The sequence below is a fragment of the Methylobacterium cerastii genome, from assembly GCF_022179125.1.
GTDB classification, from domain to species: Bacteria; Pseudomonadota; Alphaproteobacteria; order Rhizobiales; family Beijerinckiaceae; genus Methylobacterium; species Methylobacterium cerastii.
Map to the genome: position 1 here is coordinate 12,843 of NZ_BPQG01000039.1, position 14,981 is coordinate 27,823.

Here is a 14,981-nt window from a genome sequence, read left to right on the forward strand (position 1 = left end):
CCGCCTCGCTCGTCCTTGCCGCGACCCTCGCCACCGGCATGAACTGGCATTGCTCCGCCAGTCCCTCGCAAAAGGCGGTGACCGTCGAGCGCAGCGGTACCGTGCCCTCCGTAAGGGGCGCGCCGGAGAACTTCACGGGGACCGTACGCGTCGACCCGATGATCCAGGAAAGGCCACCTTCACGAATGTCGGGCGGCCTCGTCACCTTCGAGCCCAACTCTCGGACGGCTTGGCATACCCATCCGCTCGGTCAGACCCTGATCGTTACCGCCGGGCTCGGTCGGGTCCAGAACGAGGGCGGTCCGGTGCTGGAGATCCGGCCTGGCAACGTGGTCCGCATCCCGCCCGGCGTGCGCCACTGGCATGGGGCCTCGCCTACCGCAGGCATGAGCCACATCGCGTTGTCGGAGGCGCTCGACGGCAAGGTCGTCGATTGGATGGAGCACGTCACGGACGCAGAGTACCGCGGCGAGTGACCTGACCGTAACCCGAGGAAAAGTGAGTTCGCGAAATGCGTCCGAAGATCATCTGCCACATGGGAAGCTCCATCGACGGCCGGCTCCACCCTAGCCGCTGGACCCCTCCCGCCGCGGGCATCGAGCAGGACCTGGTTCACCGGTACTACGACGAGACCGCGGCGCGCCTGGATGCCGAGGGCTGGATCGTGGGTCGCACGACCATGGCCGAGATCGCCAAGGGGCATCCGCGCAAACCCGATACCGTTCCTGGTGACCTCCGCCAGACTCATGTCGGCAAGCGAAACGGTCGCGACCTGGCCGTCGCAATCGACCCGCACGGCAAGGTGCATTACGGCCGGGACGACGCTGGCGGGGACCATATCGTGGCGGTCCTCGGCGAGGGCGTCACGGACGACTATCTGGCTGAGCTCCGTGAGGACGGGGTCTCCTACATCTTCGCCGGTCCGGACGGCCGTGACCTCGTCGGTGCGATGGCGACCCTGGGCGAGACCTTCGGCGTAAGGACCCTGCTGCTTGAGGGCGGCGGCATTATCAACGGCGCTTTCCTGAAAGCCGGACTGATCGACGAGGTCAGCCTGCTTGTCTCGCCCGCCCTTGATGGCCTCGCGGGCGTACCAACCATCTTCGAGTACCACGGCGAGCCCGACGAGCGGCCGGCGGCCGGCAAGGCGCTTCGGCATCGCCATACCGAGACTTTGGAAGGCGGCACCGTCTGGCTCAGGTATGCCGTCGAGGACGCTCCCAGCGGCTAAGCGTCCTCGACGGCAAAGTACGATCATCGCCCTTTAAACGTAGACGAGGCCATCTCGTTTCCCAGGCGCCCGCGTCGTACTTCAGGTTTAGTAAAAACGGAACTTTGGTCCCAAAAGCGGATCATTGCGCCGGAGATCACTTAAGTGATCCGCTATGAGGTAGCATTATACAATCTAGGGTTTGCTTAAGCAGAACTTTGGTCCTCAAAGCGGATCATTGCGCCGGAGAACAGATCAATCAACGCAGCATGCGGCCTGAGTGGATGCGGCATCGTCAATTCCAATCAGAAACTTGATGTCGAGCTTGAGCGCCAACGTTCGCTGAATTTTTTTTGCATCCCGTCAATCTTCGAGAAAGCGTCAGCTTTTCCTATTTTCCGGCCGAAAGCAGACAAGCAGGAATCCACCCAACCTGGTCGCAGAACAGACGGGCGGGTCCCGACCCAACCCAGTCACCTGGGTCGCCATTAACGCTTCCCGAAAGCAGCCGTTGGTCTGCCATCGGACAACTTCAGTTTGGGGTGGCGAGCGGACCTGAGCCCACCGCCGTGAGGCGGACGTTTCAATTCTGACCCGTCTTGTTCGTCGCACGACGGCTACCACTAGGTAGCGTTAGATTGCTCGGCGAAACGAGTTTCCGCGACGGCCGCGACGAGGCGGAGCGCGGCCTTCGCACCGTTGGCTTCGCCCTTCTCAAAATCGCCGGCTTGCCCCATCTGGTTGGTGACGTGGGCGAAGCACAGAACCGCCTTGCCGCGCGCTTCCGCGAAGGCATAAAGCGCAGCAGCCTCCATCTCCACGGCGAGAATGCCCCGCGCGCGGGCTGCCTCGATCGCGTGATGGGTTTCCCGATAGGGTGCGTCGGTAGTCCAGGTCGCGCCCCGTTCCACCGGCTCGCCGACATCCGTCAGAGCAGGGGCGACGGCTGCGATGAGGACGGTGGAGGCTCGCGCGAAGTCGGCCGGCGGGAGGTAGTGGTAACTCGTGCCCTCGTCGCGCAGGGCCGCCTCGATCAGGATGAAGTAGGGCGGCGGCCGCAAAGGTGTGATCTGTCCGGATGAGGTAATGCTGATTAGGAGTTCGCAGCCCGAGGCGAACATCTGCTCGGCCACCAGGACCGCATAAGGCGCGCCGACCGCGCAGGCGACGATGCCGACCTCGCGTTCACCGCATGCGAAACGCAGGAGTTCGCTGTGATAGCAGGCCCAGTCCGGATCGGGTCGCGCCCGACCGGTCGCACGCAGGTGGCGGACGATATCCCCGTCGGGGTCGAGCATACAGAGCGCGGGCACGCGATTTAGCGTGAGGCCGCGCTGCCTTCGGGCCTCGCGAAGCAGGCTCTCGGGTGCGAACTCTGAGGCCGCCCCATGCGCCTTGTCGCGGAGGATCGGGGCGGATTCCGTATCACGAAGTGGCGTCGGCACGCGTCAGACCTCGACCCGGATGCCGGGGGCCCCGGCTTCGAAACGCCCGACGATGGCTGCCTGTGCAAAGCCCGCGGACCGAATCCGGGTGAGGATCGCCTCGGCGCGTGCGGGCGTGCAGGTCACGAGCAGGCCTCCCGAGGTCTGGGGGTCTGTGAGGATATGACGGCGCCAATCCGGCAGCCCCTCGGGCAAGGTCACATGGGCACCAAAACTCGACCAATTGCGGTGCGAGGCACCGGTGACGAAGCCCTCCTGCGCCAGCGTTTCGGCCCGGGGCAGGAGCGGGATTGCACCGCTCTCGATGACAAATGTCAGATCGGCGCCACGCGCGAGTTCGAGGCCATGGCCGAGGAGGCCGAAGCCAGTGATGTCTGTGATGGCGTGGACATCCCCGTCGCCCGCCAGATCCGCGCCGACCTTATTCAGTTTCGTCGTGGTGGCGACGAAGTCGGCGTAGCCGTCCTTGTCGAGAGCTTCGCGCTTGATTGCAGCAGAGTAGATCCCGACACCCAGGGGCTTCGTGAGGATGGCGACGTCGCCGGCCTGCGCGTCCGCGTTGCGCCGGATGCGGGCGCGATCGCACAGGCCGATCACCGCCAAGCCGTAGATCGGCTCGGGCGTGTCGATCGAGTGACCGCCTGCGATCGGGATGCCGGCCTCCGCGCAGGTCGAAGCCCCACCCTTCAGGATCTCGGCGACTACCTCCGGCGCGATCTTGCCGACTGGCATTCCGAGGATGGCCAGCGCCAAGATCGGCTTGCCGCCCATGGCGTAGACGTCGGAGATCGCGTTGGTGGCGGCGATCCGGCCGAAATCATGCGGATCGTCGACCATCGGCGTGAAAAAGTCGGTTGTGGCGATGAGGCAGGTGCCGTCGTCGAGCGCCCAGACCGCGGCGTCATCCGCGGTCTCATTGCCTACGAGTAGGCGCTCGAACGGGCCGGCCACTGGCTGGTCGGCGAGGAGCGTGCGCAGCACTTCGGGGTCGAGCTTGCAGCCGCACCCTCCGCCGTGAGCGAGGCTGGTGAGGCGGGGCGTGTCCATGGGTACTCCTATGTTGTCGCGGTGTTTGAGAAGGGATGGTCTTGTGCCGGCCTACCAAACGAGGGCTGGCATCCGGTGCAGGCGCCCGGGAAGGTCAGGTGGACGCGAATACGGGTCTCCGGCGCCGATCTGAACGGCGCTGAAGCCGGCTCGAAGCGCGCCCGCCACGTCGAGCGCCCCCGTGTCGCCGATGCCGAGGACCTCCTCAGGTGCCACCGGCCGCCCGCGCAGCCGGGTCGCCCGTTCGAGGGCTTGGCGATAGATCAGCGCGCCGGGCTTGCCCGTCTCGACCACGATACCGCCGAGGGCCCGGTAGCGCTCGGCAACCAGGCCGGCAAAGCGCAGGCGCATTTCACCCACGATCGCGATGGTGTCGGGATTGGTACAGAGCAGGAGATGTCCGCGCCGATACGCCTGGCCCAGGATCGCGTCGAGGTTGTCGTCCGAGTCCGGATAGCCGGTGCACACGGTGAGATCGGCAGCCTCGACCCCCGTCAGTTCGACGGAAAGGCCGTCGAACAGGACGCGGTCGCGCGCCGGTCCGATATGGTAGATCCACACCGATGCCTGTTCTCCCAGGAGGGCGCGGGCGATGTCGGCCGAGGTGACCAGATCGTCGTACTCGCGAGGCACGCCGCGAGCTTGAAGCGTCTTGGTAAGCCGAAGACCCGGCTCGGCAGAATTCGAGACGAGCACCACCGTCCCGCCACCTGCCCGGAAGGCGCCCAGCGCGGCTGCGGCGGCTGGATAGACCTGCGTTGCATCGTGGAGCACGCCGAACACATCACAAAGCAGGACGGCGTAGGCGTCCGCGATCCGGCTCAAGCCTGCGATGGCTTCGACCGCGTCATCCACGTGCTTGAACGATCGTGGTACAGGCGCTCTCGAGTTTGGGGAGTTCGCGGGCCGGCGCCATGGTGATGGCGAGCGGACGCGACTCGCCGCGCACGATCGGGCAATAGGGATCGACCTGATCGAGGCGATCCATCAGGCGCCGCCGCCCGGCGCACCCGCCGTGGCAGGAATCCTCATGCGCGCAGCCCCGGCAGGGCTCCGGCAGGGCGCGGGCGGCCGCGAAGGGGGCCGTCTCGACGATGCCGCTGCCGGCCTCGCGAAGTGCGTCGAGGCTCTGACCGGTCCCGCCCCAGTAGACGCAGGGCTGCACCGTGGCGCGCGGCGTCACCCGGACGGTGCCGACGCCGCAGCCGCCCTTGCGCGCCGGCAGGCCAGCCATCGCCCGGACTAGTGGTTCACCGATGGCGATCACGTCGGTCTCGGAGAACAGCCGCGCGAACCCGCTCCAGTATTCCTCGTAGGTGAGTGCGAAGGCGTCGGTGCGCACCGCCTGATAGACGTTGATGCGAAGGGGCGCGTCGAAGTCCCGGGCGATGGCGGCGATCTCGTGCAGGCGATCGAAGTTCGTGCGCATCATCACCGCGATGAAGGTGACGCCGACGCCGAGCGCCCGACAGCGCGCGGCCTGCGACATCACGAGGTCCCAGTTGCCCGCGCCGCGCTGAGCGTCCTGCTCCTCGCGGGTGGGATAGTCGATCGAGAACTCGACATCGGCGAAGGCCCGCACCGCGTCGTCGTCAATGACCGCGATCGAGTGCCCGTTCGAGGTGATCGTCAGCTTGATCGGCTCGGCTCGCAGCATGTCGAGGAGCAACCCGAACTGGGGATGCATCCCGTTCTCGCCGGTGCCGAGATTGACCGAGCGGACCGGTAGGCTGTCGAGCACGGCGCGGACCTGATCGGGACCGAGCCGGTCCATCCGGTCCGGGTCGCGGTAGCAGAAATTACAGGCGAGATTGCACTCGTTGGTCAGCCCGATCCCGAGGGAGAAGGACTGGACCGGGGCGGTGGGGACCACCATCGGGAGGGTGGGCGTCGGGGAGATCGGATCCACGGATATCCTCCTGCCTGATCCGGACCGGCGACCCGGGATCACGGGTGTCGTGCCGCAAGGCGTTTCGATATCCTTCGCACGGGGAGGCGTTCCGGTGACATCACATCTTCAGCAAGATCAGCAGCCCCCGCTCTGGAGCAGGTTCGCCGAGGCCTACGAGGCCGCCTTCGAACCCCTCACCGACGTGTTCGCGGACGCCGCCCTGCAGGCCCTCGAGCTTCGGTCCGGCGAACTCTGCCTGGATGTCGCAGCCGGTACCGGCGGTGCCGCCCTGATGGCGGCCGCTCGCGGCGCGCGGGTCGTCGCCATCGACGCGGCCGAGGGCATGGTTGCGCGGATCCGGGAGCGGGGCAAGGAAGCCGGTCTGCCGGTGCGGGCGGCCGTGATGGATGCGCAGGCGCTAGCCCTGTCCGATGCCTCGTGCGACGCCGGCCTCTCCGTCTTCGGGATCATCCTCTGCCCTGACCCGGTGCGCGCCCTAGAGGAGATGGGCCGCGTCGTCCGCCCTGGCCGGCCGCTCGCCATCGTGACCTGGACGGAGCCGCAGAACTATGACCTCGTGACCCGCCTGATCGGCGCGGTGACGGCGGTTCGTGGTCCCCAGGCGCCGCCGACGGAGGGGCCGGCACAGTTGCGCTTTCGCGAGGAGGCAGCGCTTCGGGCGCTCTTCGAATCGGCGCGGGTGCCCCTCGACCGCATCGTTCGCATCGAAGCGGATCTCCGCGCCCGATCCGCCGGGTGGCTCGCGGAGCATCTCGCCTTCGCCCCCGGCCTTGCCGCGATGCTCGATGCGCAGGGCCCCGACCGTAGGGCGATGGTGGCACGCTTCGCGGACGATCTGCGGCGGGACCAGGGCGACGGGCCGGTCGCCCTCGGGGCTGTGGGCTTCCTCGCGATCGGCCGGGCACCGGGATGAGAAAGGCGTCCTGTAACCTCGCGCTCTGCCGGTGCGAAATGCGTCATTAACAGGGATCGCCGGGCTCCATACCGCCGCACGTGGAATAGCTGTCAATTGATTGGACATCGATGCCCGGATGGCATCGTACGATGCGACGATGGATTTTGGGGACGGTCGATGCTGAGAAGGACGTTGTGTGGGTCGCTGCTGGTGGCTCTCGGGTGCCTCGTCGCCTCCGGTCCCGCGAGGGCGCAGGATGGCGCCAAGCCGGCCTTCGTCTTCACCGGCATCCCCGACCAGGACGAGAGCCGGCTCGTCGAGCGCTTCGGCAAGGTCGCGACCTATCTGGAGGGCAAGCTCGGCGTTCCGGTAAAGTACGTCCCCGTGAAGAACTATCCGTCGGCGGTGACCGCCTTCACCAACGGCCAGGTCCAGCTCGCCTGGTTCGGCGGCTTCACCGGCGTCCAGGCGCGCAAGGCCTCGCCCGGTGCGCAGGCGATCGCGCAGGGCGCGGAGGACGCCGCGTTCAAGACCTACCTCATCGCCAACACGAAGACCGGCCTCATGAAATCGGTGGATTTTCCGAAGGCGATCGCGGGCAAGACCTTCACCTTCGGGTCGCGCGCTTCGACATCGGGTCGGCTGATGCCGGAATACTTCATCCGCGAGGCGTTCCCGGGTAAGACGCCCGAGGAAGTGTTCACCCGCGTCGGCTTCTCCGGCGACCACAGCCGTACGATCCAGCTCGTCCAGTCCGGGGCCTTCGAGATCGGTGCGGTCGATTACTCGGTCTGGGACCTCGACACGAAGGCCGGCAAGATCGATCCGAAGGAGGTCGCCGTCATCTGGGAGAGCCCGCCCTTTCCCGACTACCAATGGACCGTGCGCGGCGACGTCGACGCGATCTACGGCGCCGGATTCACCGAGAAGCTGAAGGCGGCCCTGATCGGCATCACCGATCCGGCCATCCTCGCTCCCTTCGCCCGCTCGAAGTTCATCCCGGTGACCAATGCCGCCTACGAGCCGGTGGAGCGCGTGGCGAAATCCACGGGCTTGCTGGACTGAGCGCGCGGCGCCGTGTCCCTCACCGAGCCCGAGGTGGAGATCATTCTGTCGGGCGCCCGCGCGGCCTATGACGGAAAGCCGGTCCTGTTCGGCGTCGACCTGACCATCCGGGCCGGCGAGCGCGTTGCTCTCATGGGACGCTCGGGCGCCGGCAAGTCCACCCTGCTCGGGCTCGTTCATGCTCAGGCGCGTGCCCGCGTCGCCCTGATCCCGCAGGCGGCGTCCCTCGTGCGGACCCTGTCGGTGTTCCACAACGTCTACATGGGCCGGCTCGATCGGCGCTCGACCCTGCACAATCTACGCACCCTGGCGTTCCCGGCTCGCGCCGACTTGGCTGAGGTCCGCGGCGTCCTCGGCGAAGTGGGGCTCTCCGGCGAGATACAAGCCAAGGCCGGCGCCCTGTCGGGGGGGCAGCAACAGCGTGTCTCGGTGGCGCGCGCGCTCTACAACGGGCGCCCGATCCTGATCGGCGACGAACCCGTATCGGCCCTAGACCGTCTGCAGGGCGGCCTCGTCCTGGAGAGGTTGGCTTCGCGCCACAGGACCCTTGTGCTGGCGTTGCACGACATTGCTCTGGCTCTCGCGCATACCGACCGGATCGTGGTCCTCGATGCCGGGCGGATCGTGCTCGACGCGCCCGCTCGCGACCTCGACGAATCGGCCCTCGTGCCGTTCTACGGGCAGGCCGCGTGAGGGCCCTTCGGTCGATCCCCGGCTGGGGCTATGCGGCGGTGACCCGCTGGTTCGTCGGAGGCGCGGTGGCGGCGCTGCTCGCCGCCGATCTGGCCGTCACCAGCCTCCATCCCTGGGCCGATCTCCAGCGCCTGCTCGGCGGCCTGATCCATCCCGACCTCCTCTCGGTGGAAGTCTGGAGCGTCGTCTACACCATCGCGTTCGCCATCCTCGGGGTGACGCTGGGGGCGGGCGCCGGCTTCGTCCTGGCGATTCCCTTCGCGCGGTTCCGCAGCGTGCGCCTGCTCTGCGCCGGCTTGCGCTCGGTGCACGAACTGTTCTGGGCCTTGCTGCTGATGCAGGTGTTCGGCCTCTCGGCCACAACCGGCATCCTCGCCATCGCGCTGCCCTACGCGGGCATCTGCGCCAAGGTGTATTCCGAGATCATCGAGGAGGCGGACCTCGCAGCCGTTCGGGTGCTGCCCGAGGGGACCGGTGCGATCTCGGCCTTCGCCTATGGCCGCCTGCCGGACGTCGCGACCGCCTTCCGGCACTACACGCTCTACCGCTTCGAATGCGCCATGCGCTCGACCCTGGTCCTCGGCTTCATCGGCCTGCCGACCATGGGTTTCTACCTGGAATCTGCTTTCCGGCAGGGCCGCTACGCCGAGGCCGGGGCCCTCCTCCTCGTTTTCTATGCCCTGATCGGCTCGCGCCGCCTGTGGATGCGGCTTTCGACACTACCAGTTCTCCTCGTCCTGAGCGTCCTCGCTCTTCCGAGAACGATCGGAACGACGAATTGGCTCGCCAGCCTGGGACGGTTCGTGACTCACGACATCGTCCCGAGCCCGCTCCGGTCGGGCGCTATCCTAGATCCAGAAACCTGGAGCCGGCTCGGGCTCTGGTTCCGGCCGGTCCTCACGCAACAGATTCTGCCCGGCGCGTTCCAGACCCTGGTGCTGGCGCAGGTCGCGCTTGTGGCCACCGCGCTCGGCGCACTCATCCTATTCCCCCTGGTCTCGCGCCGGTTCGCCGGACCGATCGGCCAGCCCTTCGGGCGCGTCCTCCTGGTGATCGTTCGCTCGACGCCGGAATACATGCTCGCCTACGTGCTGCTGCAGCTGCTCGGCCCCTCGATGCTGCCGGCGATCCTGGCGCTGACGATCCACAATGCCGGCATCGTCGGCTACCTGATGGGGCGCCACGCCGACGGTCTGCCCTATCGGGCCGACGCGCCGACAGGCCTGAACCTCTACGCCTACGAGACCGTGCCGCGGCTCTACGGGCAGTTCCTCGCCTATCTGCTCTACCGCTGGGAGCTGATCCTGCGCGAGAGTGCGATCTTCGGCATCTTGGGCGTAACGACGCTCGGCTTCTACGTCGACGCAGCAATCTCGGAACTGCGCCTCGACGTCGCCGTGATACTGATCGTCGCCACGGCCCTCCTGACGGCGATGGTAGATGCCCTGTCTCGGGCGCTGCGCCGGTCCCTGCGTCTCACCGACCTGCCGACCCGCCTCTCCGAAGCCCGGCACGGGCCGGAGACCAGCCCGCTTCGGCCGGTCTGTTCCTGACGCACCTCAAATCCCCATCCTTGCAGGACCAGGCTCATGCGAACCGACCCTTTCACAGACACCTGGTTGTTCTTCCTCGGACAGCAAAGCGACCAAGTTGGCCTCGGCCACGGACGCTGGTTCGTGGTCGCCGGCTTCGCACTGCTGGTCCTGGCCAGCCTTTTCATCGCGGTGCGCGAATGGATCGAGGATCCGGCGCAACGCAACGGACGCGATCTCACGATGTGGGCGTTGCGGGTCCTGGTCGGCGGCATGTGGTTCCAGGGCATGCTCTGGAAGCTGCCGTTCCTTTCCGTCGAGAACGGCCTTTATTTTTGGACCGGCGAGGAAGTGACGAACGCCGCGTTCCAGATCCATCGCGACCTCGTCAAGAACGTGCTTCTCCCGACGCCGAACTTCTACATCCTCGACGTGTTCGTCTTCCTCACCGAGCTCACCTTCGCGGCCTCGCTGCTGCTCGGCCTGGGCGTGCGGATCGCCGGCGCCATCGGAGTGGCGTTCGTGGCTCAGCTCTGGCTCGGCCTGTACCTGCATCCGCAGGAATGGCCCTGGACCTACGTCTTCCTGGCCGGTCTCATGGGCCTGTTCAGCGTCTTCGCTGCCGGTCGCAGCCTCGGCCTCGACGCGGACCTGCGCCGCCGCTTCCCGCCGGGCCTGACCCGTGGCTGGGCGGCGCGCTTCGTGCGCGTCGCCACCTGAGCGCGCTCAGCCGGCGGAGCGCCCCTCGCGGGCGAGTCCGCGGGCGAGGCGCAGGAAGGTCGTTGCGATGATCCAAGCGGCGCGCAGTCCCACGCGCCAGTCGCCGGAGACCTTGGAGGCGCCCCCCTGCCGGGGTCGCTGGCCAACGGCCACCTCCTCGCAGCGCAGGCCCGCCGCGGCAGAGCGCATCAGCATCTCGAGGTTCCAGCCGTAGGTCTCGTCACGCATCCCGAGACTCGACAGTGCGTCGCGACGGATGGCGCGAAACGGCGACATGTCGGTGAAGCGGGCGCCGTAGGCGAGTCGCAGCAGCCACCCGGCAAGGTGTCCGGCCACGATCTGCTGCGGGCTCATGGCGCCCGGTTCCCGCGCGCCGCGAACACGGGACCCGTGCACGAAATCGGCGCGGCCCGAGCGGATCGGATCGAGGAGGTCCGGGACGTGGTCGAGCCGGTCGCTGCCGTCTCCGTCCACGAAGAGGACGATCCGGGTCTCGGGTGCCATCGCGGCAATGCCCGTCTGGATCGCCCGGCCGTATCCGCGGCGCGGCTCCACCACGACGTGCGCGCCGGCGCCGTTCGCACGCGCGGCGGTCGCGTCCCGCGAGCCGCCATCGACGACGATGACCGCGTCGGCGCCGTTCGCCAGGAGACCAGCGACGACGTCGGCGATCGCGGTCACCTCGTCGAGGCAGGGTACGATGGCTGTGACGAAGGGTGTGGCGTTCACAGGCTCCAGCGAAGCCCGCAATTGCCGCAGGCCTGGGGCGGCGTGTCGGAGAGCAGTGCCGCGCGGAAATCAGTGTAGGGGGTGCCGTTCCAGATCGCCCGCAGGCTGTCCTGCGTAGCGTCACCGAGGGTGTAGTTCTCATAGCCGCGCTGCGAGAACGGAGCGATGCAGCACGGAAGCGCCCGGCCGTTAGCGGTGAAGTACATCACGTTCCATGGCCGGCGGCACAGGGACCATGGCGATCCATCGTCGTCCCGCTTCAGGCTCATGCCGGGCTCGCTGGCCGCCCCCGAGGCCGAGAAGGTGAGCCCCAGCTCGGCCGCGACTGCTTCGGCTTCCGCAAGATAGTGAGCCTCGTCCGCCTCCATGCGCTCGTAGAGAGCCTGGTCGGGCCGCGCCATGCCGATCGCATCGTCCTCGAAATAGACGAGGCGCTGCAGGTAGACCTCCTTGACGCCGGTCTCGGCGGCCACGCGCACGAAGGCAGGCAGTTCGGGCAGCGTCTCCTTGAGGCCGGTGAGCCAGGCGGAGACCCGGGGCTTGGCGTGGCCCTCGCGCTCCTGCATGGCCCGAAAGGCGCGGACGTTCTTCAGGATGCGCTCGAAGTAATCCTTACCGCGGACCGTGATGTAGGATGCGCGCGTCGATGCGTCGAGCGAGACCCGCAACTCGTCAAGACCCGCCTCGATCAGGGCGCGGCCGTTCTTCTCCGACAGCACGGTGCCGTTGGTGTTGAACAGGACGTAGGTTCCGCGATCCTTGAGGTAGCGGACCATGCGGGGCAGGTCCTTGACCAGCATCGGCTCGCCCACCCCGTGCAGCACGGCGCGGCTGAGATCGGGCACCTGGTCCACGATGCGCGTGAACAGCTCCCAGCTCATGTCGGCCGGCGGCTCGAGCTCGACATAGGTGCGCGGGCAGGTGGTGCAGAGCAGGTTGCAGCGGTTCGTCACCTCCAGGTAGAGGCAGACCGGCGGCCGCTCGACGATGGTTCCGGCCGACCTCGGCGCGGCCTCGTGATAGCGGCGCGGATCGACGACCGGGGGGGACGTGGCGGTGCCGCTGATCATCGGAAGGCTCTCGATCGTCGCATGAAGGCCGCCTGCGCCAGAGCGGTGGCCGCGACCAGGGCGGCGAGGATCGCCGACCGGTCGTCGTAGGAGAGCTGGGGATCGCCGGGAACGACATCGTAGAGCATGAAGCCTCCCACCGTCAGGACCCATCCCGGAAGCGTCGCAGCGATGCTCAGAAACGGCACCGCCATCAGCAGATACCAGGGGAATTCGGGCGAGAGCAGGAAGAGTAACATCACGATCGAAAGATTGATGTCGCGTAGGCTCCGTTCGGGTGTCCGCCCCCTTCGGAATCCGGTCCTCAGCGCCAGGGCCGCCAGGATCGCGAGGCAGAGGCCGAGATAGATTCCCGTGTCGTGCGGCCATTCCCCGACGGAGAAACGCCAGAGCCGCAGCAGGGTGAAGCCCCAACCCGACGAGAGGCCTTCTTCCTGGACATACCCGGTGGCGAGGAAGCCGAGCACGCCGCCGCCAACCGACAGGTAGGGCAGGTAAGCCGCTGCAATGACGAGTGGAACGAGCCCGATCATCCGCCAATCCCAGGGCCGCCATAGACCCGGCAGCGCGATCAGCGCGAAGGGCTTGGCCAACGCCGCCAGTACGATAGCCCCCGCGCCCGCGTATCGCTGGCCGAGGCCGAGGGCGATCCAGAGGCCGAGCATCATCAAGGCGGTCATCAACCCGTCGATATGGCCTTGGCCGGCGATCTCCCAGATCGGGAGCGGGTGCCAGGCATAGGCCGCCACCCGCGTCAGCGGCTGCCCGGTCAGGCGAAGCAGACCGATCAGGGCTGCGACGGTCGCGCCCTCGCAAGCCACCAACGCGACCTTGATCGCGAGCGGGCTCTCCGACGCCCGCGTGACGAGGAAGAAGAACGCCTGAGCTACCGGTGGATAGATCGTCACCGCATAATCGGCGCGGTTGATGAACGGGTAGACCGACGCCGCACGCAAGGACGCCAGCGCCGGGTCGGCTGGAACGTAGCGATAGGGGTTGACGCCGGCGCCCTGCACGATCCCGTCCCAGACGTAGCGGAAGATGTCCGTAGAGAGGATCGGCGGCGCGGACAGCGCGAGGGCCCGCATGGCAAGTCCGGTGCCGAGGATGACGGTAAGCGCCCTGCGCTCCTCGACCCCCTCAAGGCGTGCACCCAGGACCGCGATCACCCCGCTCGCAACGACCAACATCAGGAATGCATTGTCGCCCAGGCCCTGAAGCGTTGGCATCCCGAGGCCGACTAAGACGGTTCCGATGAGGCCGAGGAAGGCGAGGCGCCCGGCAGTTCCCCCATCCGAACTCACACCTTCGGCCATTGAGCCAGCATCATCGCGGTCGCCGTGGCCGGGCCGCCACTGATGCCAGACGATGCGAAGGCCGGCGGGATACCGGCAATCTCCGCCTGCAGAATCCGAAGAGTTTCCAAATCGTCGATGTCGTACCAGAGCGGGAGCATCTCGACCGCGAGGCCGATCTTTTCAGCCCGTTCCAGGGTCAGCCGTAGCACGTCGTGCGTGCTCCAGGGTATGTCGACGAAAAGTTCCGGATGATCTCGCTTCAGCCCGATCAGAGTATAACCGCCGTCTATGGCCGGCCCCAGCACGACCCGGTCGCCTGGTCGCCGCAGAGCTGCAATCGCGGTGGTGAGTAGGGATGCCGGTAGAGTTGGCGAATCAGAATTGATCAGCACGACGCAGTCATGGCCCGCTTCGGCAAGAAGCCGCTGTACCGCCGTGCCGAGGACGAGCCCGAAATCCGCGCCTTCTTGAAGAAGCAGCCGAAAGGCAGGCGGCAGGATTTCTGCAAGCTCGGCCTCGCTTCCGGCTGGCGCATACACGCCGTAGCCCTGCCGCTCCAGAGCGTCTGGCACCGCGAGCACGGCGTCAGCGACATCCTTGAGGAAGCACGCAGAGAGGTGAGCTGCGCGCTCTGGCCCTAGGAAGGTGGCAAGACGCGTCTTGGTGCGGCCAGGATGTGGAGCCTTGCACATGATCCCGAGCGCTACGTTCATGCGTTCCTCAACCCCGCCCGGCTCCGCACCCGCTTAATCCGAGCATAGCGGCTACGGAACGCTGTGGCCTCGGGCGAGACCAGACGGCATCCGGTGCCAGAAGCCAAATCACAAAGTCAGGTCCGGCCGTTCGATGCTCGGGGTGGGCCGAACCGGAGTGCCATTCGTGCGCTGCGTGTGACCGAAGGCCAAGCCCAACGGATCGCATGAGCCGTCGCGATCCTCCGGCGCAACGTCGCCAAGCCCATTGAGCTGCACGCCTTGGCCGGAACTGCCGGCATAAGCTTGACCGCTTTTGACGTTCAGTTCCGCGGCATCGTGCAGAAATGCTTCTGAATGTCGATCGGTGGAAAAACTGTCAGGCCGAATCGAATCGTCCCAGCCGGTTCGATCACCTTCACCGGCTGTGGAGAAACGATCGGAAACTCGCCGAGATGACGCAGGTGACATCCAGCACCGCAGCAAGTTCACCCATCAAGGCGACGGCTTTTACCGGCGCGGCGATCAGACGCGCGCTTGAACTCAACCAACGTCAAAAACGCACGATCACCTAAATTGCACTGTTGCCGTCACACCTGACCGCATGGACAAAGCCGCTTACGTGCTGCGCGGCTACATTCCCGGCTCACGCCGCGTGTGTAGGGCGGTGACA

Annotated in this window: 16 protein-coding genes; 8 read left to right on the plus strand and 8 right to left on the minus strand. The window is 66.9% G+C overall.

All coding sequences use genetic code 11. The features are described from left to right. Positions 1-77 precede the first annotated feature (77 nt). Both MFF13_RS13590 and MFF13_RS13595 read left to right on the plus strand, forming a co-directional pair. Positions 78-476, plus strand: coding sequence for a (R)-mandelonitrile lyase (locus tag MFF13_RS13590; RefSeq protein ID WP_238272340.1), 399 nt, complete (start codon positions 78-80; stop codon positions 474-476). Positions 477-511: 35 nt separating this feature from the next. Continuing rightward, positions 512-1,231: a RibD family protein gene (locus tag MFF13_RS13595; RefSeq protein WP_238272325.1), complete on the plus strand. Its 720-nt coding sequence runs from the start codon at positions 512-514 to the stop codon at positions 1,229-1,231. Positions 1,232-1,833: 602 nt separating this feature from the next. Here the strand turns inward: MFF13_RS13595 and MFF13_RS13600 are convergent. The 4 genes from MFF13_RS13600 to MFF13_RS13615 all read right to left on the minus strand — a co-directional run bounded on the left by MFF13_RS13600 (position 1,834) and on the right by MFF13_RS13615 (position 5,611). Next, positions 1,834-2,508 carry a nucleoside phosphorylase gene (locus MFF13_RS13600; protein WP_306422425.1) on the minus strand — a complete coding sequence of 225 codons (675 nt, stop codon included), beginning with the start codon at positions 2,506-2,508 and terminating at the stop codon, positions 1,834-1,836. Positions 2,509-2,658: 150 nt separating this feature from the next. Then, positions 2,659-3,702: a selenide, water dikinase SelD gene (selD, locus tag MFF13_RS13605; protein ID WP_238272327.1), complete on the minus strand. Its 1,044-nt coding sequence runs from the start codon at positions 3,700-3,702 to the stop codon at positions 2,659-2,661. 51 nt (positions 3,703-3,753) lie between these two features. Beyond that, positions 3,754-4,557, minus strand: a complete 804-nt coding sequence (locus tag MFF13_RS13610) for a TIGR01459 family HAD-type hydrolase (protein ID WP_238272328.1) — start codon at positions 4,555-4,557, stop codon at positions 3,754-3,756. Then, entirely contained in the window at positions 4,550-5,611 is a 1,062-nt protein-coding gene (locus tag MFF13_RS13615; protein ID WP_238272329.1) for a radical SAM protein, read from the minus strand. Before MFF13_RS13615 ends, MFF13_RS13610 begins: the two co-directional genes overlap by 8 nt. Between MFF13_RS13615 and MFF13_RS13620 the strand changes: the two genes are divergently transcribed. The 5 genes from MFF13_RS13620 to MFF13_RS13640 all read left to right on the plus strand — a co-directional run bounded on the left by MFF13_RS13620 (position 5,565) and on the right by MFF13_RS13640 (position 10,519). Continuing rightward, complete coding sequence (locus MFF13_RS13620) at positions 5,565-6,527, plus strand: class I SAM-dependent methyltransferase (protein WP_238272330.1); 963 nt, start codon at positions 5,565-5,567, stop codon at positions 6,525-6,527. The two genes, MFF13_RS13615 and MFF13_RS13620, sit on opposite strands and share 47 nt — an antisense overlap. A 159-nt stretch (positions 6,528-6,686) precedes the next feature. Then, positions 6,687-7,574: a putative selenate ABC transporter substrate-binding protein gene (locus tag MFF13_RS13625; RefSeq protein WP_238272331.1), complete on the plus strand. Its 888-nt coding sequence runs from the start codon at positions 6,687-6,689 to the stop codon at positions 7,572-7,574. A 12-nt stretch (positions 7,575-7,586) separates the two neighbouring features. Beyond that, the gene (locus MFF13_RS13630; RefSeq protein ID WP_238272332.1) at positions 7,587-8,267 is read left to right on the plus strand and encodes an ATP-binding cassette domain-containing protein; all 681 of its coding nucleotides are present in this window, start codon (positions 7,587-7,589) and stop codon (positions 8,265-8,267) included. Beyond that, positions 8,264-9,820, plus strand: coding sequence for a PhnE/PtxC family ABC transporter permease (locus tag MFF13_RS13635; RefSeq protein WP_238272333.1), 1,557 nt, complete (start codon positions 8,264-8,266; stop codon positions 9,818-9,820). Before MFF13_RS13630 ends, MFF13_RS13635 begins: the two co-directional genes overlap by 4 nt. Before the next feature lie 36 nt (positions 9,821-9,856). Next, positions 9,857-10,519 (plus strand): DoxX family protein, encoded by a 663-nt coding sequence (locus MFF13_RS13640; RefSeq protein ID WP_238272334.1) that lies wholly within the window; start codon positions 9,857-9,859, stop codon positions 10,517-10,519. Between the two features lie 6 nt (positions 10,520-10,525). Here MFF13_RS13640 and MFF13_RS13645 read toward each other — a convergent pair whose 3' ends face one another. The 4 genes from MFF13_RS13645 to MFF13_RS13660 form a co-directional block, all read right to left on the minus strand. Further along, the gene (locus tag MFF13_RS13645; RefSeq protein WP_238272335.1) at positions 10,526-11,248 is read right to left on the minus strand and encodes a glycosyltransferase family 2 protein; all 723 of its coding nucleotides are present in this window, start codon (positions 11,246-11,248) and stop codon (positions 10,526-10,528) included. Beyond that, entirely contained in the window at positions 11,245-12,318 is a 1,074-nt protein-coding gene (locus tag MFF13_RS13650; protein ID WP_238272336.1) for a radical SAM protein, read from the minus strand. Before MFF13_RS13650 ends, MFF13_RS13645 begins: the two co-directional genes overlap by 4 nt. Next, positions 12,315-13,508 carry an MptA/MptB family glycosyltransferase gene (locus MFF13_RS13655; protein ID WP_238272337.1) on the minus strand — a complete coding sequence of 398 codons (1,194 nt, stop codon included), beginning with the start codon at positions 13,506-13,508 and terminating at the stop codon, positions 12,315-12,317. The genes MFF13_RS13650 and MFF13_RS13655 overlap by 4 nt, the downstream gene beginning before the upstream one ends. A 110-nt stretch (positions 13,509-13,618) precedes the next feature. After that, positions 13,619-14,329, minus strand: a complete 711-nt coding sequence (locus tag MFF13_RS13660; protein WP_238272338.1) for a TIGR04282 family arsenosugar biosynthesis glycosyltransferase — start codon at positions 14,327-14,329, stop codon at positions 13,619-13,621. 326 nt (positions 14,330-14,655) lie between these two features. On the opposite strand from MFF13_RS13660, the gene MFF13_RS13665 reads away from it, so the two are divergent. Further along, positions 14,656-14,883 (plus strand): hypothetical protein, encoded by a 228-nt coding sequence (locus MFF13_RS13665; RefSeq protein WP_238272339.1) that lies wholly within the window; start codon positions 14,656-14,658, stop codon positions 14,881-14,883. The last annotated feature ends 98 nt before the right edge of the window (positions 14,884-14,981 follow it).